This is a genomic window from Rhizobium sp. 10N427, assembly GCF_056394605.1.
On the sequence record NZ_JBFTID010000016.1, the window covers coordinates 41,905 to 67,368 of the forward strand.

At 62.2% G+C, this 25,464-nt stretch carries 21 protein-coding genes; 19 read left to right on the forward strand and 2 right to left on the reverse strand.

Translation table 11 applies throughout. The features are described 5' to 3' along the window. Positions 1-5: 5 nt before the first annotated feature. From AC1DIJ_RS25520 to AC1DIJ_RS25585, 14 genes are all read left to right on the forward strand, one after another. Positions 6-920: a carbohydrate ABC transporter permease gene (locus AC1DIJ_RS25520; RefSeq protein WP_112388211.1), complete on the forward strand. Its 915-nt coding sequence runs from the start codon at positions 6-8 to the stop codon at positions 918-920. After that, complete coding sequence (locus AC1DIJ_RS25525) at positions 920-1,783, forward strand: carbohydrate ABC transporter permease (RefSeq protein ID WP_112388212.1); 864 nt, start codon at positions 920-922, stop codon at positions 1,781-1,783. Before AC1DIJ_RS25520 ends, AC1DIJ_RS25525 begins: the two co-directional genes overlap by 1 nt. Before the next feature lie 27 nt (positions 1,784-1,810). Further along, positions 1,811-3,739: a glycoside hydrolase family 127 protein gene (locus tag AC1DIJ_RS25530; RefSeq protein WP_112388986.1), complete on the forward strand. Its 1,929-nt coding sequence runs from the start codon at positions 1,811-1,813 to the stop codon at positions 3,737-3,739. A gap of 1 nt (position 3,740) precedes the next feature. Then, the gene (locus AC1DIJ_RS25535; protein WP_477831663.1) at positions 3,741-4,817 is read left to right on the forward strand and encodes an ABC transporter ATP-binding protein; all 1,077 of its coding nucleotides are present in this window, start codon (positions 3,741-3,743) and stop codon (positions 4,815-4,817) included. Positions 4,818-4,915: 98 nt separating this feature from the next. Beyond that, on the forward strand, positions 4,916-5,503 hold the full coding sequence (locus AC1DIJ_RS25540) for an ANTAR domain-containing response regulator (RefSeq protein WP_112388214.1): 588 nt from the start codon (positions 4,916-4,918) through the stop codon (positions 5,501-5,503). 49 nt (positions 5,504-5,552) lie between these two features. Further along, the gene (locus tag AC1DIJ_RS25545) at positions 5,553-6,827 is read left to right on the forward strand and encodes a CmpA/NrtA family ABC transporter substrate-binding protein (protein ID WP_405049560.1); all 1,275 of its coding nucleotides are present in this window, start codon (positions 5,553-5,555) and stop codon (positions 6,825-6,827) included. Positions 6,828-7,187: 360 nt separating this feature from the next. After that, the gene (locus AC1DIJ_RS25550; protein ID WP_112388216.1) at positions 7,188-8,486 is read left to right on the forward strand and encodes a CmpA/NrtA family ABC transporter substrate-binding protein; all 1,299 of its coding nucleotides are present in this window, start codon (positions 7,188-7,190) and stop codon (positions 8,484-8,486) included. A 58-nt stretch (positions 8,487-8,544) separates the two neighbouring features. Further along, a complete protein-coding gene (ntrB, locus tag AC1DIJ_RS25555; protein ID WP_112388217.1) occupies positions 8,545-9,432 on the forward strand; it encodes a nitrate ABC transporter permease in 888 nt (295 codons plus the stop codon). Positions 9,433-9,504: 72 nt separating this feature from the next. Continuing rightward, the gene (locus AC1DIJ_RS25560; RefSeq protein WP_112388218.1) at positions 9,505-10,302 is read left to right on the forward strand and encodes an ABC transporter ATP-binding protein; all 798 of its coding nucleotides are present in this window, start codon (positions 9,505-9,507) and stop codon (positions 10,300-10,302) included. Positions 10,303-10,306: 4 nt separating this feature from the next. Further along, positions 10,307-12,757 (forward strand): nitrite reductase large subunit NirB, encoded by a 2,451-nt coding sequence (gene nirB / locus AC1DIJ_RS25565; protein ID WP_112388219.1) that lies wholly within the window; start codon positions 10,307-10,309, stop codon positions 12,755-12,757. A 4-nt stretch (positions 12,758-12,761) separates the two neighbouring features. Continuing rightward, the gene (gene nirD, locus AC1DIJ_RS25570; protein WP_112388220.1) at positions 12,762-13,097 is read left to right on the forward strand and encodes a nitrite reductase small subunit NirD; all 336 of its coding nucleotides are present in this window, start codon (positions 12,762-12,764) and stop codon (positions 13,095-13,097) included. A 207-nt stretch (positions 13,098-13,304) separates the two neighbouring features. Further along, positions 13,305-15,959 (forward strand): nitrate reductase, encoded by a 2,655-nt coding sequence (locus AC1DIJ_RS25575; protein WP_112388221.1) that lies wholly within the window; start codon positions 13,305-13,307, stop codon positions 15,957-15,959. Positions 15,960-16,104: 145 nt separating this feature from the next. Next, positions 16,105-17,136: a CorA family divalent cation transporter gene (locus AC1DIJ_RS25580; protein WP_112388222.1), complete on the forward strand. Its 1,032-nt coding sequence runs from the start codon at positions 16,105-16,107 to the stop codon at positions 17,134-17,136. A 69-nt stretch (positions 17,137-17,205) separates the two neighbouring features. Next, a complete protein-coding gene (locus AC1DIJ_RS25585) occupies positions 17,206-17,712 on the forward strand; it encodes a hypothetical protein (protein ID WP_112388987.1) in 507 nt (168 codons plus the stop codon). Positions 17,713-17,715: 3 nt separating this feature from the next. Here the strand turns inward: AC1DIJ_RS25585 and AC1DIJ_RS25590 are convergent, their stop codons facing one another. Beyond that, positions 17,716-18,039, reverse strand: coding sequence for a DUF6074 family protein (locus AC1DIJ_RS25590; RefSeq protein ID WP_112388988.1), 324 nt, complete (start codon positions 18,037-18,039; stop codon positions 17,716-17,718). Between the two features lie 194 nt (positions 18,040-18,233). Between AC1DIJ_RS25590 and AC1DIJ_RS25595 the strand changes: the two genes are divergently transcribed. The 5 genes from AC1DIJ_RS25595 to AC1DIJ_RS25615 all read left to right on the forward strand — a co-directional run bounded on the left by AC1DIJ_RS25595 (position 18,234) and on the right by AC1DIJ_RS25615 (position 22,731). Then, positions 18,234-18,728 (forward strand): Lrp/AsnC family transcriptional regulator, encoded by a 495-nt coding sequence (locus AC1DIJ_RS25595; protein ID WP_112388989.1) that lies wholly within the window; start codon positions 18,234-18,236, stop codon positions 18,726-18,728. 118 nt (positions 18,729-18,846) lie between these two features. Then, positions 18,847-20,343: an NAD-dependent succinate-semialdehyde dehydrogenase gene (locus tag AC1DIJ_RS25600; protein ID WP_112388223.1), complete on the forward strand. Its 1,497-nt coding sequence runs from the start codon at positions 18,847-18,849 to the stop codon at positions 20,341-20,343. 37 nt (positions 20,344-20,380) lie between these two features. Continuing rightward, positions 20,381-21,760: an aspartate aminotransferase family protein gene (locus AC1DIJ_RS25605; protein WP_112388224.1), complete on the forward strand. Its 1,380-nt coding sequence runs from the start codon at positions 20,381-20,383 to the stop codon at positions 21,758-21,760. A gap of 94 nt (positions 21,761-21,854) precedes the next feature. Next, positions 21,855-22,052, forward strand: coding sequence for a hypothetical protein (locus tag AC1DIJ_RS25610; RefSeq protein WP_112388225.1), 198 nt, complete (start codon positions 21,855-21,857; stop codon positions 22,050-22,052). 40 nt (positions 22,053-22,092) lie between these two features. Beyond that, a complete protein-coding gene (locus AC1DIJ_RS25615; RefSeq protein ID WP_112388226.1) occupies positions 22,093-22,731 on the forward strand; it encodes an alpha/beta hydrolase family protein in 639 nt (212 codons plus the stop codon). Positions 22,732-23,397: 666 nt separating this feature from the next. Here the strand turns inward: AC1DIJ_RS25615 and AC1DIJ_RS25620 are convergent. After that, positions 23,398-25,449 (reverse strand): FAD-binding oxidoreductase, encoded by a 2,052-nt coding sequence (locus tag AC1DIJ_RS25620; RefSeq protein WP_112388227.1) that lies wholly within the window; start codon positions 25,447-25,449, stop codon positions 23,398-23,400. Positions 25,450-25,464: the final 15 nt, after the last annotated feature.

Consider the following 25,464-nt stretch of genomic DNA (forward strand, 5'->3'; position numbering starts at 1 on the left):
TTTCGATGACCGTTTCAGGTCCCCAGCGCCAGCTCGCCGGTCGCAAGCGGCGGCGCAGATCGCAATGGCGCGGACTTTTCTACATCGCGCCGGCCATGGCGCTGGTCATCGTCTTCTTCGTGATGCCGGTGCTGTTTACCGGCTGGATGAGCCTGCACAACTGGCCGCTGATGGGCGCGCAGCGCTGGATCGGCTTTGCCAATTATACCCGCATGTTCAATGACAGCCGCTTCATGGCGGCGCTGAATTTCACCGCCTATTACACCGTCATCGTCACCATCGCGATTTTCGCCGTTGCCTTTCCGCTGGCAATCTTTGTCGAGAAGGAGCGGCGCTTCGTCAGCACCTACAGAACGATCATCTTCCTGCCCGTGGTCGTCGGTCTCGCCACGGCCTCGCTGCTCTGGGTGTGGCTGGCCAATGTCGACAGCGGCTTCTTCGGCCCGGCGCTGGGCGCCCTCGGTCTCGTCGAGCGCAGCCCCAATATCATGGCGAGCTTCGACACCGCCTTTGCAACCATCGTCGTCATGGTCGTCTGGAAGATTGCCGGTTTCACGATGATTATCCTGCTGACCGGACTGCAGGCCATTCCCACGGAACTCACCGAAGCCGCCCGCATCGACGGCGCCGGGCGCTGGCAGCGCTTCCGCCATCTCACCCTGCCGCTGATGCGCAAGACCATTGCGCTGGCGCTGATCGTCTCGGTTACAGGCTCGATCCTCGCCTTCGACCAGTTCTACATCATGACCTCGGGCGGGCCTCAGAACAAAATGATCTCGGTGGTCTACTACATCTTCAACCAGTCCTTCGTGTCCTTCAATCTCGGCTATGGCGCCGCTTTGTCGATCGCGCTGCTGGCGATCCTGGTGGCGATCTCCATCGTCCAGCTCTGGCTGCTGCGTGTCGGGGAGGAACGCTGATGACTTCCTCCAGTCAGCGCCGCGCCCGCAAGCGCTTCCGCTCGCAATCGGCCTATCATGTCGCAGGCATCGCCATTTCGGTGTTCTTCCTGGCGCCCTTCGTCATCGCCCTGCTCTCGTCTTTCCGGCATGGCACGGAAGCCAGCCTACCGCCCTTGCCGCCATGGCCGACGACAGGCGTCAGCTTCGATGCGTATGCGCTGCTCGATACGTTCGGCGCCGGTATCTGGCAGCACATGATCAATTCGTTGTTCGTGTCGCTGGCAACGGTGGTGCTGACGGTCGCCGTCAGCCTGCTCGCCGGATATGGCTTCTCGCGCTACCGCTTTCCCTTGAAGAACGCGCTCTTCGTGTTGATCATCGCCACGCTGATGATCCCGTTCCAGTCGATCCTGACGCCGCTCTTCATCATCCTCGCAAAGCTCGGCCTCAACAACTCGCTGCTCGGGCTGACGCTCGTCTATGTGACGCTGCAGCTGCCCTTCTCGGTCTTCATGATGCGCAATGCCTTCGACGCCGTGCCGAAGGAGATCGAGGAAGCGGCGCAGATCGATGGTGCGCGCGATATGAAGCTGCTGATCCGCGTGCTCCTGCCTCTCGTCCTGCCGGGCGTCGCGACTGTCGCGATCTTTGCCTTCCTGAACGCCTGGAACGAGTTCCTTGCCGCTCTCGTGCTGCTCTCCAGCAACGAGAAATACACGCTGCCCGTCCTGATGACGGCGGTGCGCGCCGGGCGCCTTGGCGCCATCAACTGGGGTGCGGTCCAGGCCGGTGTCGTCGTCATGACGATCCCCTGTCTGATCGTCTTCCTGCTTCTGCAACGCTACTACATGCGCGGGCTGATGGCCGGCGCGGTGAAATGATGATCTTTCAACGAAATGGATGAAGCCATGAACAAGCTGAAGAGAGACCGCCAGTTCCGTCCCCTGCCCGTGCCGAGCGTCGAGCTCGCCGGCCTGTTCGGCGACCGCCAGGATGCGATCTGCGATTCGACGGCCGAAACGCTGCTCGACCGCTGCGTCGAGGCGGGGCTGATCCAGGCGATTGACGTCAACCAGCCAAGCCCCGGCGTCGTCATCCCGATCGGCCCATGGGGCGGCTCGACGCAGATGTTCTGGGACAGCGATCTCGGCAAGTCGATCGAAACAGTGGCCTATTCGCTCTACCGCCGCACCAATCCGAAGCTTGAGGCCCGCGTCGACGAGATCATCGACATGTACGAGAAGCTGCAGGACAAGGACGGCTACCTGAACGCCTGGTTCCAGCGCGTGCAGCCCGGCCGCCGCTGGACGAACCTGCGCGACCATCACGAACTCTATTGCGCCGGGCACCTGATCGAGGGTGCCGTCGCCTACTACCAGGCAACAGGCAAGCGCAAGCTGCTCGACATCATGTGCCGCTATGCCGATTACCTGATCACTGTCTTCGGCCATGGCCCCGGCAAACTTCCCGGCTATTGCGGCCATGAGGAAGTGGAGCTTGCGCTGGTGAAGCTCGCCCGCGTGACCGGCGAGAAGAAATATCTCGACCTCTCGAAGTTCTTCATCGACGAGCGCGGCACTGAACCGCATTTCTTCACCGAGGAAGCGACCCGCGATGGCCGCAGTGCTGCCGATTTCCATCAGAAGACCTATGAATATGGCCAGGCACATCTGCCGGTGCGCGAGCAGAAGAAGGTCGTCGGCCATGCCGTACGCGCCATGTATCTCTATGCGGGCATGGCCGATATCGCCACCGAGTATAACGACGATACGCTGACCGCGGCGCTCGAGACGCTCTGGGACGACCTGACGACCAAGCAGATGTATGTCACCGGCGGTATTGGCCCGGCGGCTTCCAACGAAGGCTTCACCGACTATTACGACCTGCCGAACGAGAGCGCCTATGCCGAGACCTGCGCCTCCGTCGGCCTCGTCTTCTGGGCCAACCGCATGCTCGGCCGCGGCCCCAACCGCCGCTATGCCGATATCATGGAGCAGGCGCTCTACAACGGCGCGATGGCGGGTCTGTCGCTCGACGGCAAGACCTTCTTCTACGAAAACCCGCTGGAAAGCTCCGGCAAGCATCATCGCTGGATCTGGCACCATTGCCCCTGCTGCCCGCCGAACATTGCCCGGCTTCTGGCATCCGTCGGCTCCTACATGTATGCGGTCGCCGAAGACGAGATTGCCGTCCATCTCTATGGGGAAAGCAAGGCTCGCTTCGAGGTCTCAGGTGCCAAGGTCGAGTTGGCGCAGACGACGCGTTACCCATGGGACGGCGCGATCCATTTCGACCTCGATCTCGACCGCCCTGCCCGCTTTGCCATCTCGTTGCGTATCCCGGAATGGGCTGATGGCTCGACGCTTTCCGTCAATGGAGAAAGCATCGCCCTCGAATCCGTCGTCGTGGACGGTTATGCTCGCATCGAGCGGGAATGGAAGAGCGGCGACAAGGTGGATCTCGTCATTCCGCTTGCAGCCCGAAAGCTCTTCGCCAATCCGCGCGTGCGCCAGGATGCCGGACGCACCGCGCTGATGCGTGGGCCGCTGGTCTATTGCGTCGAGGAGACGGATAACGGCGCAGGACTGAACGGCATTTCGCTTTCCGCCGATCCGTCGAAGGCGAAGGTCTCGGAAGTCGCCGGATTGCGCGGCGCCGTCGCGCTCGATCTGCCGGTGAGCCGCGACACGTCGGACTGGGGTGCAGATCTCTACCGGACATCACCGCCTTCAGCGAAGCCCGCAACGGCGCGCTTCGTTCCTTATCCTCTGTGGGATAACCGCGAACCGGGTGAGATGCTGGTCTGGGTTCGCGCTGGCGAGGCCCGTGGTGAATAAGATGCCTGATACAGGAGTGGTGCTCTCAGGCATTCGCAAGAGCTTCGGCAGTCTCGACGTCATCCATGGCGTCGACCTGACGATCGGGGAGGGATCCTTCGTGGTCTTCGTCGGCCCGTCCGGCTGTGGCAAGTCCACGCTACTACGGATGATTGCCGGGTTGGAAGATGTCACCGATGGCGAGATCGAAATCAAGGGACGCAATGTCACCGATCTCGATCCCTCCGACCGCGGCATCGCCATGGTCTTTCAGTCCTATGCGCTCTATCCGCATATGAGCGTGCGCGATAACCTCGCTTTCGGGCTGAAGATGGCGCGGACACAAACTCCGGAGATAGATGCCCGCGTCAAGGCGGCGTCGGCGATCCTGAAGATCGACCATCTTCTCGACCGCCGCCCCGGCCAGCTTTCCGGCGGCCAGCGGCAGCGCGTCGCGATCGGGCGGGCCATCGTCCGCAAGCCCGACGTCTTCCTGTTTGACGAGCCCTTGTCGAACCTGGATGCAGAGCTGCGTGTCTCCATGCGCATCGAGATCGCCAGGCTGCACCGCGAGCTCGGCAACACGATGATCTATGTGACGCATGATCAGACCGAGGCGATGACGCTGGCCGACAAGATCGTCGTGCTGCGCGATGGCCGCGTCGAGCAGACCGGCACGCCGCGCGAAGTCTACGAAAGGCCGGCAAATGTCTTCGTCGCTGGTTTCATCGGCTCGCCGCGCATGAACCTGCTGAACGCCGAATGGCGCGGCGTTGGCCTTATCGCGGCCGGTGGACAGACGATACAGTCGCCGATCTCCGGCGACGGTCTTTCGACAGGTACCAAGGTGACGCTCGGCATTCGCCCAGAGCATCTGACCCTTGCAACCGGCGAAACCGCGGGCACCTTGCGAGCCACCGTCGATTTCTCCGAATATCTCGGCGGGACGCAATATCTCTACTGCCAGCTGCCGGATGGCCAGCCGCTGACGGTGGAATACCGTTCGGCCGTGCCGATCGACGTCGGCGCCGAGGTCGCCTTGCGGGCTTCGCCGGAGGATATCAGACTGTTCGATGATAAAGGATTGAGGCGGGACTAACTCGACAGCGGTCGCCTATTTTTTATCCACAGATTCGCTTTGCTCAAATTTATAGCCATTCTCTTGCGAGTCTTGCTGCACTGCGTCATAACTGACGCATGAACCACCTCGACCTGACGATCCTTGTCATCGACGAAACCGCGATCCGTGCCTCGATCATCGAAGAGGGATTGCGCGAAGCCGGGCATCTGCGCGTCACCGTCATTCACGAGGTCCAGGGCGTGGCGCGCATTATCGAAACGCTAAAGCCTGATGTCATCATCATCGATATCGAAAATCCGAACCGCGACATGATGGAACATCTGTTTCAGCTGACGCGCTCGGTCAGCCGCCCGATCGCCATGTTCGTCGATCGCTCCGATAGCGCCTCGATCGAGGCTGCCGTCGATGCCGGCGTCTCGGCCTATGTGGTCGACGGACTGAAGAAGGAGCGCGTCAAGCCGATCCTCGATATGGCCGTCAGTCGCTTCAATGCCTTCAGCCGCTTGCAACGCGAGCTTGCCGATGCCAAATCAGCCCTTGAGGAGCGCAAGGTCGTCGAGCGGGCCAAGGGCATCATGATGCGGATGCGTGGCCTGTCGGAAGAGGAAGCCTTCGCGTTGCTGCGCCAAACGGCGATGAACGAAAAGAAGAAAATGTCTGAAATCGCGCAGAGCGTCGTGACTGCGGCCGGGCTTTTGATGTGAGCCCTCTCTTCGACGCGATGGGTGCCCGGAGGACGCTGGAGTGAATGTCTTGACCAAAATCAGCAGCGGCGATGGCCGCGCCGCATCTCCCGCACTCTTGACCGGTGAAGGACCAAAAGTCCTGCGCGCCGGATTCATTCCGTTGGTCGACGCTTCGGTCTTGATCGCTGCTGCGGAATTCGGCTTTGCCAAGAAGGAAGGGCTGACGCTCGACCTGGTCAAGGATGTCTCCTGGGCCAATGTGCGCGACCGGCTAGCGTTCCGCCAATTCGACATCGCCCATATGCTGTCGCCGATGCCGGTCGCAGCCATGCTCGGCCTCGGCTCCAATCCGTCCCCCGCAATCACGCCCTTTTCGCTCGGCCGCGGCGGCAATGCGATCACACTCTCCACTCGCCTGTTCGAGCGCATGCAGCAGACGGCAGGCATTTCCGAGACCGCCGGCGCGCTCGACAATGCCAAGGCGCTTGCGGCCGTTCTCGCCGATATGCGCGCGCGCGGCGAAGCCATGCCGACTCTTGGGATGACCTATCCCTTCTCGTCGCACAATTACGAATTCCGCTACTGGCTCGCAGCTGGCGGCATCGATCCGGACAGGGACGTGAAGCTGGTAGTCGTTCCGCCGCCGCTGACCTCAGACGCGCTGGCGGCCGGCGGCATCGACGGTTTCTGCGTTGGCGCACCGTGGAACATGGTGGCCTCCGAACGCGGCGTCGGCCGCATCGTCGCCGCCAAGCAGGATATCTGGCCTTCGGCGCCGGAAAAGGTGATCGGCATGCGGCCTGATTGGGCCGAGAGCCACCCGGAAACCGTGTCACGGCTGATCGTGGCGCTGGATGGCGCGGCCCGCTGGTGCGACGACCCCGCCAATCACGATGCGCTGGCGGAAGCGCTGGCCGACGCTCGCTATATCGCTGCCCCGGTCGAGATCATCCGTCACGTTCTCGCCGGCGAATTCAGCCTCGACGCCAAGGGCAACCGCCGGGTCATCGAAAACTACTTCCAATTCCACGCCGGTCACGCCAATTATCCGCGGCCCAGCCAGGCGCTCTGGATCTATAGCCAGATGGTGCGCTGGGGCCAGGCGGAACCAAGCCTGACGCTGGCACGCGCCGCCGCTTCCGCCTACCGGCCCGACCTCTACCGTGCTGCACTCGGTGATGACTGCACACCTGAAGACGCCGATGTCCGAATCGAGGGTGAGCGCGATGGCGACCGCTTCATGGACGGCCGGATCTTCGATCCGGGCGACTTCGCGGGCTACATCAACGGCTTTCCGGTCAAGAGCGCATCCATCTTTATCCGCGAGCCCACAGAGGCGTAAGCTCTACTGCGCTGCACAAATCGATGGCAGCCGGGCGCGCCTTGTTGAGAGCATTCGCATAAAAGATACGCAGTTCTCAGCGCTGCTCTATTTGAGGCAGATCGCCCTTTTTGGCTAAAAGGCGCAACCTTTCCAGATGCTTGAATAGCCTCTTCTGAAACTGGCACGCCCTTTGCAAGGCTAATAGCGCCCGGATCAACGGCGATCCAGGCAGACGAGCGCGCGATAGGCGTTCGCAACAGACATCGACGTCGCAAGGTTTTTGCAGTCCGGGACCCTTCCTTCCCGCAGACGCAATCTCCGAGCGGCGTTTTTTTATGCCCAAAATCCGGCAACCACTCGACAGCAAGGGGACTGCGCATGACCAAGATCTTCTCCGGCAGCATCGGCCGCCGCAACGTCCTGAAGATAACCGCCACCGCTGCCCTCATCGGCGCAGTCCGTTCCGCCTTCCCATCGGGCGCTTTCGCTGCATCGGCAGGACCGGAAGCATCCGGCGCTAAGCTCGGCTTCATCGCGCTGACGGATGCAGCTCCCTTGATCGTGGCCAAGGAAAAGGGTCTCTTCGAAAAGCACGGAATGCCCGATGTTGATGTCGCCAAGCAGGCGTCATGGGGTGCCACGCGCGACAATCTCGTCCTTGGCGGTGCTGCGAACGGCATCGATGGCGCGCATATCCTCTCGCCGCTGCCTTATCTCATGCACACCGGCAAGGTGACCCAGAACAATCAGCCGGTGCGGATGGCTCTACTCGCGCGCCTCAACTACGACAGCCAGGGCATCTCCGTCGCCAAGGAATATGCCGGTACCGGCGTCGGGCTTGACGCCTCGAAGCTCAAGGCGGCCTTCGAGAAGAAGAAAGCCGGTGGCGGTGAGGTCAAGGTTGCGATGACCTTCCCGGGCGGCACGCATGATCTCTGGGTCCGCTATTGGCTGGCCGCCGGCGGGATCGATCCCGACAAGGATGTCTCGACCATCGTCGTTCCGCCACCGCAGATGGTGGCCAACATGAAGGTCGGCAACATGGACGTCTTCTGTGTCGGCGAGCCCTGGAACGAGCAGCTCGTCAACCAGGGCATCGGCTTCACCGCGGCAACCACCGGCGAACTCTGGAAGCACCACCCTGAAAAGGCGCTCGGCATGCGCGCCGACTGGATCGAGAAAAACCCGAACGCCGCCAAGGCATTGCTGATGGCGGTGATGGAAGCCCAGCAATGGTGCGACAGCATGGACAACAAGGAGGAGATGTCGGCGATCCTTGGAAAGCGGCAATGGTTCAACGTGCCGCCGAAGGATGTGCTCGGGCGCCTCAAGGGCGATATCAACTACGGCAATGGCCGCGTCGAGCATGGCACGGATCTCTATATGAAGTTCTGGGCCGGCGGCGTTTCCTACCCCTTCAAGAGCCATGACAGCTGGTTCATTTCCGAAAACATCCGCTGGGGTAAGTTCGCGCCGGATACGGATATCAAGACACTGGTCGATCAGGTGAACCGCGAGGACATCTGGCGTGAGGCTGCCAAGGATCTCGGCGTTGCCGCCGCGGATATTCCGGCCTCGGCATCGCGCGGCAAGGAGACCTTCTTCGACGGCAAGGTCTTCGATCCCGAAAACCCATCCGCCTACCTCGATAGCCTCGCCATCAAGGCCGCGTCCTAGTTCCCGCCTCCGGCGCGTGACGGGCGCGCCGGCCTTTTCATTCTCAAGGAGCGATCGCATGTCAGCCCTCGCAAAGAACGAACCGCTCACGCCGGTCCCGGCCTCATCGAAAGCCGCGAAAGTGGTGCATCTGACCAAGCCGCCGGTGCGGCGTTTCAACCTCGGCAATCTCGGCGCGGCCATCGTACGCAATGTCGTCCCGCCGATGATCGTGCTCTTCATCATCCTCGGCGTCTGGCAGGTTCTCTGTTCGTCGCCGACCGCCTCGCTCCCCTCGCCGCATCAGGTCTGGCAGGAAAGCTATGATCTGATCGCCTATCCGTTCTTCAACTATGGTTCGCAGGATATCGGCCTCGGCTGGCGCGTGCTGATTTCGCTGCAACGCGTTGCCTATGGCTTCGGCCTGGCGGCCGTGGGCGGCATCGTCATCGGCGCCATCATCGGCCAGTCGGTCTGGGCGATGCGCGGGCTCGACCCGATCTTCCAAGTGCTGCGCACCGTTCCGCCACTCGCCTGGCTGCCGCTGTCGCTGGCTGCCTTCCAGGACAGCAATCCATCGGCAATCTTCGTGATCTTCATCACCTCGGTCTGGCCCGTGATCATCAATACTGCCGTTGGCGTGCGCAACATTCCGCAGGACTACCGCAACGTTGCCGAGGTGCTGCGGCTCAACCAGGTCGAATTCTTCTTCAAGATCATGCTGCCATCTGCCGCCCCCTACATCTTCACCGGCCTTAGGATCGGCGTCGGCCTGTCCTGGCTCGCCATCGTCGCGGCCGAAATGCTGACTGGCGGCGTCGGCATCGGCTTCTTCATCTGGGATGCGTGGAACTCGTCGCGCCTGCCCGACATCATCGTCGCGCTCGCCTATATCGGCGTCGTCGGCTTCGCCCTCGACAAGCTCGTTGCGGCAGCCGGACGGCTGATTACCCGCGGCGCAAACTGAGGAGCAGCAATTCCAGGAAAAATGGGAACCGGTTTTCGGTCCGGAATTGCGTCCACAACAAGGGATACTCAGATGACTGCCTATTTGAAGCTCGACCATATCGACAAGCATTTCGACCGCGGCGGCACGCGCGCCGAAGTCCTGAAGGGGATCAACCTGACGATCGCCAAAGGCGAGTTCGTCTCGATCATCGGCCATTCCGGCTGCGGCAAGTCCACGCTGCTCAACCTGATCGCCGGCCTGACGCCGGTATCTTCAGGCGCCGTTTTGCTTGAAAACCGGGAGGTGAATGCACCGGGGCCGGAACGCGCCGTGGTGTTCCAGAACCACTCGCTGCTACCCTGGCTGTCGGTCTATGACAACGTCAATCTGGCCGTCTCCAAAGTCTTCGGCGGCACCAAGACGAAGGCGGAACGCCATGACTGGGTGATGGCCAATCTCGATCTCGTGCAGATGGCGCATGCCAGGGACAAGCGCCCCGCCGAAATCTCGGGCGGCATGAAGCAGCGTGTCGGCATAGCACGCGCACTAGCGATGGAACCGAAGATCCTGTTGCTCGACGAGCCCTTTGGCGCGCTCGATGCCCTGACCCGCGCCCATCTGCAGGATGCGGTGATGGAAATTCATCAGCGGCTCGGCAACACCATGGTGATGATCACCCACGACGTCGATGAAGCGGTACTGCTGTCCGACCGGATCGTGATGATGACCAATGGCCCGGCTGCCCGGATTGGCGAAGTCCTAGACGTTCCGATCCCGCGGCCGCGGGGCCGAATCGAGCTTGCTTCCGACCGAACCTATCTCAAATGCCGCGAGGCCGTGCTGAAGTTCCTTTACGAACGTCACCGCTTCGTCGAAGCTGCGGAGTGACCCCATGACCGAGAAACTCGTCATCATCGGCAATGGCATGGCGCCCGGGCGCATGCTGGAGCATCTCTTCGAACAGGCACCCGGCCGCTATCAGGTCACGATCTTCAACGCGGAACCGCGCGTCAACTACGACCGCATCATGCTGTCGCCGGTTCTCTCCGGTGAGAAGACCTATGACCAGATCGTCATCCATGGCGACGGCTGGTACATCGATCACGGCATCACGCTCTACAAGGGCCACAAGATCGTCGCGATCGACCGGACAGCGAAGACCGTCACGTCAGATCACGGCGTCACCGAGAGCTACGACAAACTCGTCATCGCCACAGGCTCCGTTCCCTTCATCATCCCGGTTCCCGGCAAGGATCTGCCGGGGGTCATCACCTATCGCGATCTGGACGATGTGCAGGCCATGCTGCTTGCCGCACAGTCGCGCGCCAAGGCCGTCGTCATCGGCGGCGGCCTGCTGGGGCTTGAAGCGGCCGCGGGTCTCAGCTTGCGCGGCATGGATGTGACCGTGCTGCACGTCAACCCGACCCTGATGGAGCGCCAGCTCGATCCCGCCGCCGGTTATCTCCTGCAGAAGGCGATCGAGGAACGCGGCATCAAGGTGATCTGCAAGGCCAATACCAAGGCGATTATCGGCAATGGCAAGGTCGAAGGCATCGAGCTCGATGATGGCAGGATCATTCCCGCCACCCTCGTCGTCATGGCTGTCGGCATCCGACCCAATGCCGGTCTTGCAAAGGACGCCGGGCTGACCGTCAATCGCGGTATCGTCGTCGATGACGGCATGCAGACGTCCGACGGCAGCATTTTCTCGCTTGGCGAATGCGCCGAGGTCGGTGGCATGGTCTATGGACTTGTCGCGCCGCTCTACGAGATGGCGCGCATTGCCGCCGCGCATCTGGCCGGTGATACCAAACCCGCCTTCGTCCACTCCGATACGCCGACCAAGCTTAAGGTCACCGGCATCGAGCTCTTCTCGCTTGGCGATTTTGCCGATGGCGACGATCGCGAAGAGATCGTGCTCCGCGATGCGACAGCCGGCATCTACAAGCGGCTCGTCATCAAGGAAAACCGCATCATCGGCACGGTGCTCTACGGCGAAACCGCCGACGGCGCCTGGTTCAACGACCTGAAGAAGAAGGCGACCGATATTTCGCAGATGCGCGATACGCTGATCTTCGGCCAGGCCTACCAGGGAGGGTCGCCGCTGGACCCTATGGCGGCCGTTGCAGCCTTGCCGGATGATGCGGAAATCTGTGGCTGCAACGGCGTTTGCAAGGGAAAGATCACGTCTGCCATCACCTCCAAGGGTCTGACATCGCTCGATGATGTCCGCGCTCATACGAAGGCGTCAGCCTCCTGTGGCTCCTGCACCGGGCTTGTCGAACAGCTGATGTCGCTGACGCTCGGCGACGCCTACAGTGCCAAGGCGGTTCAGCCGATGTGCACCTGCACCGAGCTCGGCCACGACGACGTCAGGCGCCTGATCAAGGCGAAAAAGCTGAAGACGATCCCCGCGGTCATGCAGGAACTGGAATGGAAGACCTCCTGCGGCTGCGCCAAATGCCGCCCGGCGCTCAACTATTATCTCGTCGCCGACTGGCCGGATGAATATGCCGACGACTACCAGTCACGTTTCATCAACGAGCGCGTCCATGCCAACATCCAGAAGGATGGCACCTATTCCGTCGTGCCGCGCATGTGGGGTGGGGTGACGAACGCCAGCGAATTGCGCGCCATCGCCGATGTCGTCGACAAGTTCGAGATCCCGATGGTGAAAGTCACCGGCGGCCAGCGGATCGACCTTCTGGGGATCGAGAAGGAAGACCTGCCGGCGGTATGGGCCGATCTCGGCAAGGCGGGCTTCATCTCCGGTCAGGCCTATGCCAAGGGACTTCGGACCGTGAAGACCTGCGTCGGCTCCGACTGGTGCCGCTTCGGCACGCAGGATTCCACCGGCCTCGGCATCCGCATCGAAAAGTTCATGTGGGGTTCCTGGACACCGGCAAAATTGAAGCTCGCGGTCTCCGGGTGTCCGCGCAACTGCGCCGAGGCGACCTGCAAGGATATCGGCGTCATCTGCGTCGATTCCGGTTTCGAGATCCACTTTGCCGGCGCCGCGGGTCTCGACATCAAGGGCACGGAGGTGCTCGGCCTGGTGAAAACCGAGGATGAGGCGCTGGAGCATATCGTGGCGCTGACGCAGATGTACCGCGAGCAGGGCCGCTATCTCGAGCGCATCTATAAATGGGCAAAGCGCATCGGTCTCGACGAGATCCGCCGCCAGATCATGACCGATCACGACAAGCGCCGCGGATATTACGAGCGCTTCGTCTTCTCGCAGACATTCGCCCAGGTCGACCCCTGGTCGGAGCGGGTCTCCGGCAAGGACAAGCACGAGTTCAAGCCGATGGCGACCGTCGGCTTCAGCGAAGCGGCAGAGTGAGGAGATGGATATGAACTGGATTTCGATCGGCAGCATATCCGACATCCCGCTGCGCGGCGCGCGCTGCGTAAAGACGCCTCAAGGCAAGATAGCCGTTTTCAGGACGGCGGAGAACGAGGTCTTCGCGATCGAGGATCACTGCCCGCACAAGGGCGGGCCGCTCTCGCAGGGTATCGTCCACGGCAAAGCCGTCACCTGCCCGCTGCACAACTGGGTGATCTCGCTGGAAACGGGCAAGGCGCTCGGGGCGGATGATGGAGCGGTGCGGACGATCCCTGTCAGAAACGAGGATGGGGCGCTGTTTGTCGCGTTCGAGAGCTTGATGATGGCGGCGGAGTGATCAGACGGATGCGTTCGGAGCTACCCCCCTCAGCCTTGCCAGGCATCTCCCCCACAAGGGGGGAGATTGGCTGGGCTCGCCCGCTCGCTCCAACCTCGGTTGTTTGGGGAGATGCGTTCCACATGTCGATCTCCCCCCTTGTGGGGGAGATGTCCGGTAGGACAGAGGGGGGTAGCCCCACGCACCAGGGCATGAGGGCCAACCCCCATGCCCACTGAAACCAAAACGACCTGCCCCTATTGCGGCGTCGGCTGCGGCGTCATCGCGAAACTCGATGACAGCGGCACCGTCTCCGTCCGAGGCGACCCCGACCATCCCGCCAATTTCGGCCGCCTCTGCTCCAAAGGCTCGGCCCTCGCCGAAACCATCGATCTCGACGGCCGCCTGCTTTATCCTGAGATCGGTGGAGAACGGTCAAACTGGAATGCCGCCCTCGACCTCGTAGCCTCCAAATTCTCCGAAGCTATCGCCGAACACGGTCCCAATGCCGTCGCCTTCTATGTCTCCGGCCAGCTGCTGACCGAGGACTACTACGTCGCCAACAAGTTGATGAAAGGCTTCATCGGTTCGGGCAATATCGACACCAATTCCCGCCTCTGCATGTCGTCGTCCGTCGCCGGTCACCGCCGCGCCTTCGGATCGGACACCGTGCCCGGCGCCTACGAGGATCTGGAGCTTGCCGATCTCGTCATCCTGACGGGTTCGAATCTTGCCTGGTGCCACCCGGTTCTTTATCAGCGGCTTTCCGCCGCCAAGGCCGCCCGCCCGGGCATGAAGATCGTCGTCATCGATCCGCGCCGAACGATGACCTCCGATATCGCCGACCTGCACCTTGCGATCCGCCCCGATGGCGACGTCGCGCTTTTTACCGGATTGCTGGCGCATATCGCCACCAGTCCAGCGATCGACCAGAACTATATCGGCGCTCACACGGCGGGATTTGGCGAGGCCTTCGCGGCCGCATCATCGGTAAGCTGGGACACGCTGCTTGAACGGACCGGGCTGCCCGCCATGCAGCTCCGCGAATTCTTCCGGCTGTTTGAGACCACCGAGCGGGCCGTCACCTGCTACAGCCAGGGCGTCAACCAGTCGTCATCGGGCACGGACAAGGTCAACGCCATCATCAACTGTCACCTGGCGACCGGCCGAATCGGCCGGGCGGGCATGGGGCCGTTTTCGCTGACCGGCCAGCCGAATGCCATGGGCGGACGCGAGGTCGGCGGTCTCGCCAATATGCTGGCTGCGCATATGGCAATCGAAAACGCCGCCGACAGGGATCGTGTCCAGCGCTTCTGGTCGTCGCCCGTCATTGCGCAGAAGCCCGGTCTCAAGGCCGTCGACATGTTCCGCGCCGTCGCCGATGGGCGCATCAAGGCGCTCTGGATCATGGCCACCAATCCCGTCGTCTCGATGCCGGATGCCGATGCTGTCGAGGCAGCGATTGCCGCCTGCCCCTTCGTCGTCGTTTCCGATGTTCTGCAAGAGACTGATACGACCCGCCATGCCGATGTGCTGCTGCCATCGCTTGGATGGGGAGAAAAGGATGGCACCGTCACCAACTCCGAGCGCCGCATTTCCCGCCAGCGTCCGTTCCTGACCGTTCCCGGCGAGGCAAAGCCGGACTGGTGGCAGCTTGCGCAAGTCGCGCGCCGCATGGGACACACGAGCGCTTTCGGCTTCGAAAACCCTGCGACGATATTCGCCGAGCATGCCGCATTGTCCGCTTTCGAGAATGCCGGCACCCGCGATTTCGATATCGGCGCGCATGCCGATCTGGATCCTGATGCTTACGACAGTCAGCCGCCCTTCCAATGGCCGGCGCCGTCAGGCGGTGGCAACACGCCCCGGTTCTTCAGCCAGGGCGGCTTCTTTCACGGCGATCGCCGTGCCCGTTTCATCGCCATCGAGTTGCCTGAGACGGATCGCACCAGCAGCGACTACCCGCTGACACTCAACACCGGGCGTATCCGCGACCAGTGGCACACCATGACCCGCACGGGAAAAAGCGCGCGCCTGTCTGCCCATATCGCCGAACCCTTCGCGGAAATCCATCCCCGCGACGCGATCGAACTTGGTGTGCGCAGTGCCGGTCTGGTGCAGCTCGAAAGTCCGCATGGCACGGCGGTTGTCCGCGCGCTGGTGACCGGCCGGCAGGCCCGCGGCAGCGTGTTCGTCCCGATGCATTGGAACGACCAGTTCGCCGCCCGGTCCCGCATCGATGCCGTTGTCGCCCCTGTCGTTGATCCGCTTTCCGGCCAGCCGGCCTCGAAGAACGTCGCGGTCAAGCTGCAGCCGGTGAAGGTACAGCACTATGGCTTCGCGGTATCGGTCGAAAAACCGCATGGTCTCGACTGCGATTACTGGGCACTCGCCAAGGCCGACGGTGGCTGGCGGCTGGAATTTGCCGCATGCGACAGCATGCAGGATTGGACAGGGTGGTGCAGAGCGCATCTCGGAATTCCGATAGAGGCCGAGCCGATCGGCTACACCGACGGCGCGACTGGTGAGACCCGCCTCGCCTTTTTCGACGGCAGCCGCCTGCTTGCCGCCCTCTTTATCGCCGCCGAGCCGGTCGCCGTCGCCCGCGCCTGGGCGATCCAGCAACTGGTTGCCTCGCATGACGACTTGCGCAAACGCTTCGCGATCGCCGCCGGCCGGCCGGGCGCCGGAAAGCCGGATCCGGGCGCCACCGTCTGCTCCTGCTTCGGCGTCGGGGTCAACCAGATCATCGGCGCGATCCGCGGCGGCTGTCACAGCGTCGAAGCGGTCGGCAAGGAGCTGAATGCTGGAACCAATTGCGGCTCCTGCCGCGCCGAAATCCGCACGATCATCGACGGATGTCTTGCGGCTGCAGCGGAGTGATCGGCTCGGCCGAACAGGCCGTAAAGCATGCGATCATTGATCAGAAACTGTAGTTCCGCCGCCCTTCGCGAAGTGCTAAACCATGCCGAAATAGCCGCATGATTTCGCTTTCTTTTTTGCACTTTCGACGGGAGGATGGGCACGGATGGAGGTCGCAGGCCAGAAGATCCAGCTAAGCTATGGCGTGGAACCCGGCATACGTTTTGCCGTCATTCTCGATGGCAAGGGCGGCTGCCGCGAAATCGGCGCGGCCGGTCTTCGTGACTGGAAGCCTGCTGATGGCATTCTCTGGGTCCACCTGGAACGCGATCACGACGCCGCAGCCGCCTGGGTCGCCAGCAACGGTGGCTTCGATCCGCTCGTTGCCGATGCCTTGCTGGAGGACGAATCCCGTCCACGCGTCGAGCCCGTCGACGACGGTCTGCTGATCATCCTGCGCGGCGTCTGCGCGGCGCCACCCGAGGAAGCCGGGGACGCCACCATCGAGATCGATCTCGTTCCCCTCCATGCCTGGGTGGATGAAAATCGCGTCGTGACGCTACGCGACAGCGGCCACTACATCACAGCGCTGCGCGATATCCGGCAGGCGCTCGAAAAGGGCAAAGGGCCGAAGCGGACAGGCGAGTTGCTCGCCCTCGTCAGCGACAAGCTTGTCAGGGACCTGGAGCCGGTTCTTGACCAGATGGACGAGGAAGTCGACGAACTCGACGAATTGATCTTTCATGGTGAGGCCGCCGAGGTCCGGGAGCGTCTGAAGCTGTTGCGCCGGCGGTCCGTACAGTTGCGCCGCTACCTCGCACCACAGCGCGACGCGCTGAACCGCATCGAGCATGACGACGCGCCCTGGCTTGCCGAGCGCGACAAGCTCCGGATGCGCGAGGTCATCGACAAGCTGATGCGCTTCATCGAATATCTGGATGCGATCCGCGACCGCACCGGCATCCTGCATGACGACTTGTCGACCGTGATCAGTGAGCGCATCGCCCGCAATTCCAACCGGCTTGCCGCCCTTGCGGCGCTACTGCTGCCGCCGAGCGTCGTCGCCGGCCTGTTCGGCATGAATGTCGGCGGCATTCCTGGCGTCAACGACACCTGGGCCTTCATCATCATCGTCGCCTTCGTGGCGGCAACCTCGATCGCGACCCTCTATATCCTCAAACGCATCAACTGGCTCTGATGCCATTGGGCGGAACCGTCGCCGCTTTCACTGCGTTCTGTGTCAATTCCGCTCATGGGGATTGAGATCATGCGTATTCAGGCACGCCTCTTTGCAATTCTTGCCGGACTTTGCGTTGCGGCACCGGCCGCCGCTGACGAAGCGGGCTTCCTGCAGCCGCTCAGCGGCAACTGGACCGGGACCGGCAAGGTCACCCGCAAGATCGGCAGCTCGCCGATCAATGTCTCTTGCAAGTTCAATATCAACGCGCCGGGCGCTTCGATCTCTATGCGCGGAAATTGCCGCGGGCTTCTGGTGATCAACCGCGCCATATCAGCCGACCTGACGGCACGGGGCACGCGCTATTCCGGAACCTATGTCGGCCCGTCAGGGGCGCCCTCGCAGCTTTCGGGAAGTCGTCAGGGCGATGTGATCAATCTCGCGGTCCGCTGGGCGCGTCTGATCAATGGCGACCGCAATGCCAACATGACGATCAGCAAGCGCGGTAATAGCCAGTTGTCGATCCAGACGGTCGACAGGGATCCGGCATCCGGCAAGACCGTGGTCACCAGCGAGATCAGCCTGCGCCGGCTCTGACAATCAGGCGATACGGCGCTTCTTCTGCTGTTCGGCGCGCGTTGCGGCCAAGGCCCGGGCCTGGTGGCGCTGGACGAGTACCGTCTGGACGGTTGCCTGAAAATCGAGAACGCGCTCGCTGATCGCTTCGCTTGCCAGTCCGCACTGTGCCAATTCATCCGCCAGCCGGCGGCACTCAGCCTTCCAGAATGTCACGGCTGCCTCGCCATGCAGGTTGTCGAGCGTTTCGGCGCAACGATCGACATCGCCTGCCTTGCTCACATCGCGCACGATCAAAAGTTCACTGTTCTTAAGAGCGGCAAGAAGCGCCGCAGGAGAGGCATCCATCGAATCATCCCGGTTCACGAACTCAATCGTTAGACCGGCGATGGTTAACGACTGCTTGCGCATCGAAGAGATCGCGTCCCGATCTGCCTTGCGGCGTTATTCAGGTATCCTGGAGGTCACCTCGATTGACGCCAGCCAAATGCGCTTCCATTGTCGCGCTCGCTTTTGAAATGATTTGGACGGCCGGAACGATCATGAAACTTGATGCCATCGACCTCAGAATTCTCGATGCGATTCAGCGGGATGGCCGCATTACCAAACTTGCTTTGGCAGAAAAGGCCGGGCTTTCGCCGACGCCCTGCTGGATGCGGCTGCGCAAGCTGGAAAAGGCAGGCATCGTCACCGGTTATCATGCGCGCATCGCCCTGCGCAAAATCGCCCCGGTCGCCAGCGTGATGGTAGAAGTGACGCTCGCCAATCACCGGCAGAGCGATTTCGAACGCTTCGAGCGGGCGGTCACCGGCGTCCCGGAAATCGTCGGCTGCTGGTCGGTTGGTGGTGGCGTCGATTACTTCCTCAAGGTCGCAGCTCCTGACATCGATGCCTACCAGCGGCTGATCGATGGTCTGCTCGATCGCGAGCTCGGGATCGAGCGCTATTTCACCTATATCGTCACCAAGACCGTCAAGGATGAGACGGTCTTGCCGGTCGCAGCCCTGGTGCAGACAGAGACCCCATCCGCGCCATAGACAGATCGTGTGGCCTGCCGCGAAGCCTTAGACAATCTCTCTCTTTAAAGCGCCCTCAAAGGACAAAATCTCGCCTCCTCCCGTGAAAGACTTCGCCGTCGGTAACGAGGAGACAGACATGACTGCGGTTTTTGCCCGCCCCGATTTTCATCAGGCGCTGTCGCGCCTCAAGGACAGGCATCTGCTGCGCGACCTCGCCTATTGCGATGGCCGCTGGTCTGCAGGCACCGACGGCAAAAGCTTCGAGGTTGCCGATCCCGCAAGCGGCGCGACCATCGCCTGGGTGGCGAGCCTTGGCGCTGAAGAGACCACGGCGACCATCGATTCCGCTGCCCGCGCCATGCCCGCCTGGCGGGCGATGCTGCCGCAGGAGCGGGCCCGGATTCTTCGCAAATGGCACGACCTGATGCTGGAAGCCAAGGACGATCTGGCTCTGATCATGACGCTGGAGCAAGGCAAGCCGCTGTCGGAATCGCTCGGCGAAATCGACTATGCCGCCTCCTTCGTCGAATGGTATGCCGAAGAGGGCAAGCGGCTGAATGCCGAAAACGTCACCAGCCATCTGCCGGGCGCCGAGATGATCGTTCGCCGCGAAGCGCTTGGTGTCGTCGGCATCGTCACGCCTTGGAATTTTCCGTCCGCGATGATCACCCGCAAGGCGGCCGCCGCCCTTGCCGCCGGCTGCAGCGTCGTTGCCCACCCCTCTTCCGAAACGCCGCTCTCTGCGCTGGCTCTTGCCGAACTCGGCGAGCGTGCCGGGCTTCCCGCCGGGGTCTTCAACGTCGTGACCGGCGATGCTGCGACCATCGTCGGCCGCCTTTGCGAAGACGAGCGCATCCGGGCAATCAGCTTTACCGGCTCGACCGGTATCGGTAGGCTGATCGCGGGCCAATGCGCGCCAACCATGAAGCGGCTCGTCATGGAGCTCGGCGGCCACGCCCCTCTGATCATCTTCGATGATGCCGATGTCGCGCAGGCGGTGAAGATCGCCATCGATGCGAAGTTTGCGACCTCCGGCCAGGACTGCCTCGCCGCCAACCGCATCTTCGTGCATCGCTCGATCGCCGCCCGGTTTGAAGCGTCATTTGCCGAGCGTATCCGCGAACTGAAGGTCGGCGACGGCCTGTCCACCGGTGCCGAAATCGGCCCGCTGATGCATGAGCGGGCTATCGCCAAGGTCGAGGAGCAGGTCGAGGATGCGCTGAAGCGCGGCGCCAGGCTCGTCACCGGCGGCAAGCGGCACAAGGCGGGCAAACTGTTTTTCGAGCCGACGCTGCTCTCCAATGTTCCCGCCGATGCGCTGATCATGCGCGAGGAAACCTTCGGCCCGGTCGCGGGCATCACCGTCTTCGATACCGAAGAGGAAGTCGTCGCCAAGGCGAACGACACCGAATACGGGCTCGTCGCCTATGTCGTGACCGCCAATGGTGCGCGGCAGATGCGGCTCGGACGGGCGCTCGAATACGGCATGGTGGCGATCAACCGCGTCAAGATCACGGGCGGTCCGATCCCCTTCGGCGGCTGGAAGCAATCCGGCCTCGGCCGCGAAGGTTCGCGCCACGGCATCGAGGCCTTCACCGAGCTCAAATATCTCTGCATCGACACCGCCGCCTGACGCGGCACTCACACTCACCACATCAAGGACATCTGCCATGCTCGACAGAAGCAACGAACTCAACGCCTGGGACCGCGACCACTTCTTCCATCCCTCGACGCACATGGGCATGCATGCCCGCGGCGAAACGCCGACCCGCGTCATCTCGTCGGGCGAAGGCGCCTACATCACCGACACCAACGGCCGCACCAGCCTGGATGCCTTTGCCGGTCTCTACTGCGTCAATGTCGGCTACGGTCGGCAGAAGATCGCCGACGCGATCGCCAATCAGGCGAAGAACCTCGCCTACTACCATTCTTATGTCGGTCACGGCACGGAAGCCTCCATCACGCTGTCGAAGATGATCATCGACCGGGCACCCGAAGGCATGAGCCGCGTCTATTTCGGCCTGTCCGGCTCGGATGCGAACGAGACCAACATCAAGCTGATCTGGTACTACAACAACATTCTCGGCCGCCCGGAAAAGAAGAAGATCATCTCGCGCTGGCGCGGCTATCACGGCTCCGGTGTCATGACCGGCTCGCTGACCGGGCTTGAGCTCTTCCACAAGGCCTTCGACCTGCCGCGAGCGCCCGTCCTCCACACCGAGGCACCGTACTATTTCCGCCGCCCGGACCGCTCGATGGACGAGGAGCAGTTCTCGCAATATTGCGCCGACAAGCTGGAGGAGATGATTCTCGCCGAAGGCCCGGATACGGTTGCAGCCTTCATCGGCGAGCCGATCCTCGGGACCGGTGGCATCGTGCCGCCGCCGAAGGGATACTGGCAGAAGATTCAAGCCGTGCTCGACAAGTATGACGTCATGCTTGTCGCCGACGAAGTGGTCACCGGCTTCGGCCGCCTCGGCACCATGTTCGGCTCCGATCACTACGGCATGAAGCCGGGTCTCATCACCATCGCCAAGGGCCTGACCTCGGCCTACGCGCCGCTCTCCGGCACCATCGTCTCCGACAAAGTCTGGCAGGTGCTGGTTCAGGGGTCGGATCAAATGGGCGCGATAGGTCATGGCTGGACCTATGCGGCGCACCCCATTTGCGCGGCAGCCGGCATTGCCAATCTCGAACTGATCGACGAGCTGGATCTCGTCAAGAATGCCGGCGAGACCGGCGCCTATTTCCGCAGCGAGCTTGCCAAGGCTGTCGGCTCCCACAAGCATGTCGGCGAAGTGCGCGGCGACGGCCTCATGGCGGCGATCGAATTTGTCGAGGACAAGGACGACCGCAAATTCTTCGACGTTTCCCGCAAGATCGGCCCGCAGATCTCTGCTGCCCTTCTCGAGCGCGGCGTCATCGGCCGGGCCATGCCGCAGGGTGATATCCTCGGCTTTGCGCCGCCGCTCTGCCTCACCCGCGAAGAGGCCGATATCGTTGTCAAGGCGGCCGCCGGCGCCATCGATACGGTGTTCAAGTCGGTTTGATGGATCAGGGAGCCCGCAATAGCGGGCTCCCCTCCACCGGTTGCGGAACCAATTGTTTGCTCGCCAGTTTGCCTTGTGCAGAAGGAGCAAAACCATGCTGACACTTGAAGACGCACTGATGGTCTCCGCCGAGCGCGTCGCTCATTGCCGTGGAGAGGTCGAACTCGACATCGTCGATATCATCGACAGGTTCGAGGCAGTCGGCTTTTCCCGCAAGGAAGTGCTGGTGGCGCTCAGCGAAATTCTGACGGAGCAATTCGCCGGTCTGCCGGATCTGCCGCGTTTCCATTAAGGCGCTGGCGGCAACCGCGGTCAGCCTGTAGAAAGCAGCGATGGACAGCCGCTTCCTGATAACAGGCGCCGATGACGCCGGAACCACTATTCTTCTCGCCCATGGCGCGGGCGCCCCAATGGATTCCAAATCGATGAATGCTGTATCTGCAGCACTCGCCGACGCGGGTTTCCGCGTCGCCCGGTTCGAATTCGGCTATATGTCTGCCCGCCGGACATCCGGCCAGCGCCGCCCTCCACCGAAGGCCGAGACGCTGCAGTCGGAATATCGTGACGCCGTCGAGGCTCTCAATTGCCAAGGCAGGCTGATCATCGGCGGCAAGTCGATGGGCGGGCGGGTCGCCAGCATGGTGGCCGATGACCTTTTCGCGGCCGGTCAGATCGCCGGGCTTCTCTGCCTCGGCTATCCCTTCCATCCGCCGGAGAAACCAGCGCAGCTGCGCACCGCCCATCTGGAAGGATTACGCACGCCAACCTTGATCGTGCAGGGTACGCGCGACGAATTCGGCACCCGGCCCGAGGTCGAGGGCTATAGGCTTTCGGCAGCGATCCGGATCCTGTGGCTGGAAGACGGCGACCATGACCTGGTCCCGCGCAAGAAGCTTTCCGGCTTCTCGGCGTCCGACCATCTGAAGACAACAGGCACAAAAGTCGCAGCCTGGGCTGCAACGCTGACATAGAGCCGAAAAAGAAAAAGGTGCTCTACCCTTTCGGGGAGCACCTTTTCTTTATTGCCCGGACGGCAAACGCTTGGCTGACCAGAGGTCGGCTTCGCAGGCCATCGATACGGGTGGTGAGCGCTAAATAGCTTCACGCCCCCGCGATTTCAAGGGTTCGATGGGCATTTTCTGCAATTTATTGATCGGCGTCCCCACGACGCTTAAAGGACACCCGCCTCCCATCAGGGCTGGGAGGCGGGCGTACTAGAAAGCCGGTACGCAATACTTGAACCGGCTCGTGTGGCCACGGCCGGAGAATGCCTTGAAATGGGGCGTATTCAAGTGAATGCTGATGTGGTGGTTACGGGGTAAGCTTAACGAGGCCGGGGAGAAGCCTTCGCCAAGCGCCTTATGAGATTTGGCGCGATATGACATGGTCTGTCTGACTCACGCGGCGTAAGTCAAAACGGCGGCAGCTATAACGATCATTGTTACGCTGACCAGACCTATCAGACCGTAATTTGGTGCAGCGTTCATGCTGTCCCTCCTGTTTGATAGTGGGACAGATTTTCCTATAAGGTGTGCCACTTGGTAAAGAACGCAAAACGAGCATCATATTTCATGGTATAGGCGCCGTTAACGGCTGTATTCAGCCAGTTTTTCCGCCTGTTCGACGCCCATTTTGCATCAGATGTCGAGTAGCAGATCGCCACCTTCTGCAGGCACCGAACAGCAGATCAACGCCTCGCCGCCTTCGACTGGATAGCTGGGCTCCGAGATGTAGCTGACAGCGCCTTTGACGATGCGCGTTCTGCAGTCGCCGCAGTTCCCGGCACGGCAGCCATATGCCGGGGAAAGCCCGCGTGCTTCGGCAAATTCAAGCAGTGAACCATCCCCCGGCTTCCATCGCGCTTCCTTGGCAGACTGCGTGAAGATTACCTTCGCAGGCGTTGTCGCAGCAGGAACCGACGGCGGTGTGTTGGGTTGTCCTGCCAAGGTATCGCGCTTCAGGGCCGAGGGACCGAAGGCTTCGGCATGGATGCGCTCTTCCGCGATGTTCAATCCACGCAAACCATCATGAATCGATTGCATGAAGGCGCCGGGGCCGCAGAGATAGAAGTCATAGTCGCCGAATGGCAGATGCGCCTTCAGGAGATTCATGTCGATGCGGCCCGCCGCATCGTAATTTCCCGCATCTTCGGCAGCCGGGGAACTCAGCACTCGGATATCGTGGACCGAGCCATTTGCGCGCTCGACCAGCCCGGCAATTTCCTGATCGAAGGCGCGCTCGCCCACTGTGCGTGACGACCGGAACAGCCAGATCGGCCGGCGGTGACGTGTGCGGTCGCCTTCATGAACCACATGGCGTAGCATCGATAGCATGGGCGTGATGCCGATGCCGGCGGCCAGCAGAACCGCGGGCCGCTTGCGCTCCATCGCCTCGATGGTGAAGGCACCGCCAGGCGCACGTGCCTCGATCTCGTCGCCAGGCTGCATCCGGTGCAGCAGGTTCGATGCCTTGCCCTCCCGCTTGACGCTCAGCCGGTAGTGGCCGTCCGATGGCGCGCTCGATATCGTATAGCTCCGGCGGATATGCTGATCGCCGTCGGCGATGCGGATCGGCAGGTGCTGACCCGCAAGATGCGGGATGAGCGCCTCGCCATCGACGGGTGCCAGTGTCAGCGAACGGATCGTCTCGCTCTCATCGACAGCCTTCTCGATGCGGAAACGCCGCCAGTTGTTGGCCCTTTCGGCGGCCTGCAGGCGGCGCTCCGCCTGCGCCCAGCTGCCGGTCATCAGGCTGCTCGGAGAGAAGCCGTTTTCGGCAAAGGTCCAGCGCAGCGGCAAGGCCTCCGGCCGCAGCACGATCTTCTCCGGTGTGAAGCGCCAGAGGCGCTCGGCACCATCGAACGCTGCGATCTCCGGCGAATCCAGGACGACCTCGACCGCTCCCGTCAACTGCAGCAGGCCGCCGCTTTCGTGATCGACGAACACCAGCCCTGCACGCGGGTTGATCATGAAATTGCCAAGTGTGCTGAAGAACAGGTTGCCGTTGAAATCCGGCACGGTCAGGCTGCCATCGGCATTGATGCGAACGAAGCTCGGCTTGCCGCCGCGGTGGGAAACGTCCACTTCCCGGCCCGCACCGCGATCGGCATAAGAGGCGACGAAGAACGTATCGGCTTCCTCGATGATCTTCCGTGCCTCGCCTTCCAGCCGGTCCGAGACGATTGCCGCGGGAGTGGAGCTTGCAGCCGGATCACGGATGAACGCAAACTGGCGGTTCTGGATATAGCGCGGGCAGTTGCCGAAGCTCTGGCCGACGGTGACGGAAAAGCGGTCATCTGCGCTGCGGCTGACCGTGCCGTTCAGCCGGTTTCTGCGGCGGGTGATCAGATCGACACCAACCATACCGATCGGATCGCCGTCCTCCATGCCGCGCTCGGCCGGATCACTACGATCACGCGCCGCCTCGACATCGAGCGTCAGCGGGTCCGGAGAATGCAGGAAACCGGGCTGCCCGGCGCGGATCGTCGCCCAAGGGGCGCCATCCGGATCGACCGCGCCGATGACGATGAACGGCAGCAGCGGGTAGAACTCGCGATGCTGGTCGAGCAGATAGGTGCGCAGCACCTTGCGGCCGACAGGATCCATCTGCTCGGCCATCCCGACGCTGCGCTGCAGTTCGAGTTCGCCTTCGTGCCAGGGCGAAGCTGGTATTTCGGCACTATCAAGCATGGGAGCCTCCAATGG

Excerpts from the sequence above, each read along its gene's own strand:
- AC1DIJ_RS25550 (WP_112388216.1), top strand. The coding sequence starts at position 7,188 with ATGACCAAGATCTTCTCCGGCAGCATCGGCCGCCGCAACGTCCTGAAG.
- nirD (WP_112388220.1), top strand. The coding sequence starts at position 12,762 with ATGGATATGAACTGGATTTCGATCGGCAGCATATCCGACATCCCGCTG.
- AC1DIJ_RS25620 (WP_112388227.1), bottom strand. The coding sequence starts at position 25,449 with ATGCTTGATAGTGCCGAAATACCAGCTTCGCCCTGGCACGAAGGCGAA.
- AC1DIJ_RS25525 (WP_112388212.1), top strand. The coding sequence starts at position 920 with ATGACTTCCTCCAGTCAGCGCCGCGCCCGCAAGCGCTTCCGCTCGCAA.
- AC1DIJ_RS25535 (WP_477831663.1), top strand. The coding sequence starts at position 3,741 with ATGCCTGATACAGGAGTGGTGCTCTCAGGCATTCGCAAGAGCTTCGGC.
- AC1DIJ_RS25575 (WP_112388221.1), top strand. The coding sequence starts at position 13,305 with ATGCCCACTGAAACCAAAACGACCTGCCCCTATTGCGGCGTCGGCTGC.
- AC1DIJ_RS25560 (WP_112388218.1), top strand. The coding sequence starts at position 9,505 with ATGACTGCCTATTTGAAGCTCGACCATATCGACAAGCATTTCGACCGC.
- AC1DIJ_RS25580 (WP_112388222.1), top strand. The coding sequence starts at position 16,105 with ATGGAGGTCGCAGGCCAGAAGATCCAGCTAAGCTATGGCGTGGAACCC.
- AC1DIJ_RS25585 (WP_112388987.1), top strand. The coding sequence starts at position 17,206 with ATGCGTATTCAGGCACGCCTCTTTGCAATTCTTGCCGGACTTTGCGTT.
- AC1DIJ_RS25590 (WP_112388988.1), bottom strand. The coding sequence starts at position 18,039 with ATGGATGCCTCTCCTGCGGCGCTTCTTGCCGCTCTTAAGAACAGTGAA.
- AC1DIJ_RS25595 (WP_112388989.1), top strand. The coding sequence starts at position 18,234 with ATGAAACTTGATGCCATCGACCTCAGAATTCTCGATGCGATTCAGCGG.
- AC1DIJ_RS25600 (WP_112388223.1), top strand. The coding sequence starts at position 18,847 with ATGACTGCGGTTTTTGCCCGCCCCGATTTTCATCAGGCGCTGTCGCGC.
- ntrB (WP_112388217.1), top strand. The coding sequence starts at position 8,545 with ATGTCAGCCCTCGCAAAGAACGAACCGCTCACGCCGGTCCCGGCCTCA.
- nirB (WP_112388219.1), top strand. The coding sequence starts at position 10,307 with ATGACCGAGAAACTCGTCATCATCGGCAATGGCATGGCGCCCGGGCGC.
- AC1DIJ_RS25605 (WP_112388224.1), top strand. The coding sequence starts at position 20,381 with ATGCTCGACAGAAGCAACGAACTCAACGCCTGGGACCGCGACCACTTC.
- AC1DIJ_RS25530 (WP_112388986.1), top strand. The coding sequence starts at position 1,811 with ATGAACAAGCTGAAGAGAGACCGCCAGTTCCGTCCCCTGCCCGTGCCG.
- AC1DIJ_RS25520 (WP_112388211.1), top strand. The coding sequence starts at position 6 with ATGACCGTTTCAGGTCCCCAGCGCCAGCTCGCCGGTCGCAAGCGGCGG.
- AC1DIJ_RS25615 (WP_112388226.1), top strand. The coding sequence starts at position 22,093 with ATGGACAGCCGCTTCCTGATAACAGGCGCCGATGACGCCGGAACCACT.
- AC1DIJ_RS25540 (WP_112388214.1), top strand. The coding sequence starts at position 4,916 with ATGAACCACCTCGACCTGACGATCCTTGTCATCGACGAAACCGCGATC.
- AC1DIJ_RS25610 (WP_112388225.1), top strand. The coding sequence starts at position 21,855 with ATGCTGACACTTGAAGACGCACTGATGGTCTCCGCCGAGCGCGTCGCT.